This is a genomic window from Devosia sp., from assembly GCF_041917035.1.
GTDB lineage: Bacteria > Pseudomonadota > Alphaproteobacteria > Rhizobiales > Devosiaceae > Devosia_A.
In genome coordinates this window covers 1-1,730 of the sequence record NZ_JAYRYM010000439.1, presented here as the reverse complement: position 1 = coordinate 1,730, position 1,730 = coordinate 1, and the positions used below count along the sequence as shown (strand labels likewise).

The window sequence follows — 1,730 nt, the reverse complement described above, 5'->3', positions numbered from 1 at the left end:
TTTGCCGGCACGATGAGCGACGAGCAGGCAGTGGCCGACATGGCCGGCCGGTTCCGGGCGCTGGTGGGGATCTGGGGGGAGACGTGAGTTTCGAGCGTGTGGCACCCCCCTCCCCAACCCTCCCCGCAAGGGGGAGGGTGCCGATCGAGTTAGTGGCACGATCCAGGCCGAACCCACCGGCAGACACCCTCCCCCCGGCGGGGAGGGTTGGGGAGGGGGGTGAAACCGGCTCGGTGCGCGAGGAGGAACAAGAAGAATGACCAACAAGACCATCCGTCTCACCATGTCGCAGGCGCTGGCGAGGTTCATGACCCGGCAGATGACGGTGATCGACGGGCGGACCGTGCCGATCTTCGGCGGTGTGTTCGCCATTTTCGGGCACGGCAACGTGGCCGGGTTCGGCGAAGCGCTCTATCAGGTGCGCAACGAGTTGCCGACCTATCGCGCCCACAACGAACAGGGCATGGCGCACGCCGCCATCGCCTTCGGCAAGGCGAGCTTCCGCCGCCGCTTCATGGCGGCCACCTCCTCGATCGGGCCGGGGGCCACCAACATGGTGACCGCGGCGGCGCTGGCCCATGTCAACCGCATCCCGGTGCTGCTGCTGCCCGGCGACGTGTTCGCCAACCGGGCGCCGGACCCGGTGCTGCAGCAGGTCGAGAGCTTTGCCGACGGCACGGTGAGCGCCAACGACGTGTTCCGGCCGGTGTCGCGCTATTTCGACCGTATCACCCGGCCCGAGCAGATCATCCCGGCCCTCAACCGCGCCATGCAGGTGCTGACCGATCCGGCCGAGTGCGGGCCGGTGACCCTCAGCCTCTGCCAGGACGTGCAGGCCGAGGCCTACGACTATCCAGAGAGCTTCTTTGACGAGCGGCTGTGGGTGCCGCGCCGGCCACGACCGGACGACGCGGAACTGGCCGCGGCGCTCGCCGCGCTCAACGGGGCGGAACGGCCGGTGATCATCGCCGGCGGCGGCGTGCTCTATTCGGAGGCGGCGGCGACGCTCAGGGGCTTTGCCGAGCGGCACGGCATCCCGGTGATGGAGACCAATTCGGGCAAGAGTTCGCTGCCGCACGACCACCCGCTCAACATGGGATCGGTCGGCGTCACCGGCTCGTCCGCCTCGAACCTTCTGGCAGAGCAGGCCGACGTGGTGCTGGCGGTGGGCTCCCGGCTGCAGGACTTCACCACCGGTTCGTGGGCGTTGTTCAAGGCCGAGGGCGTTCGCATCCTGGGACTGAACACGCAGGCGTTCGACGCCGGCAAGCATCGGGCGCTGCCGCTCGTCGCCGACGCGAGGGTCGGACTCGAGCTGCTCTCGGCCGGGCTGGGCGCCTGGCGCAGCCCCGGGGGCTGGGTCGAGACGGCGACGGCGGCCAAGACGCACTGGCTCGCAGCCGCCAAGGCGGTGACCGACCCGACCAACCAGCTGCCCTCCGATGCGCAGGTGATCGGTGCGGTGGCGCGGGCCAGGGGTTCGGGGGTGACGCTGGTCTGCGCCTCGGGCGGGCTGCCGGGCGAGCTGCACCAGCTCTGGCCGGCGGGCGCGCCGGGCAGCTACCACATGGAATACGGCTACTCGACCATGGGCTACGAGATTGCCGGAGGCCTCGGGGTCAAGCTGGCCAAGCCCGACCACGACGTGGTGGTGATGCTGGGCGACGGCAGCTACATGATGATGAACTCCGAGATCGCCACCTCGGTGATGCTGGGCAGAAAGCTCACCA

Annotated in this window: 1 protein-coding gene; it reads left to right on the top strand. The window is 69.5% G+C overall.

Annotated features, from left to right (window positions below; genetic code table 11):
• Positions 1-256: 256 nt before the first annotated feature.
• Positions 257-1,730, top strand: a 1,474-nt coding sequence (gene iolD / locus ACE3TU_RS22055) for a 3D-(3,5/4)-trihydroxycyclohexane-1,2-dione acylhydrolase (decyclizing) (RefSeq protein WP_374627998.1), incomplete at its 3' end; no start/stop codon positions are given.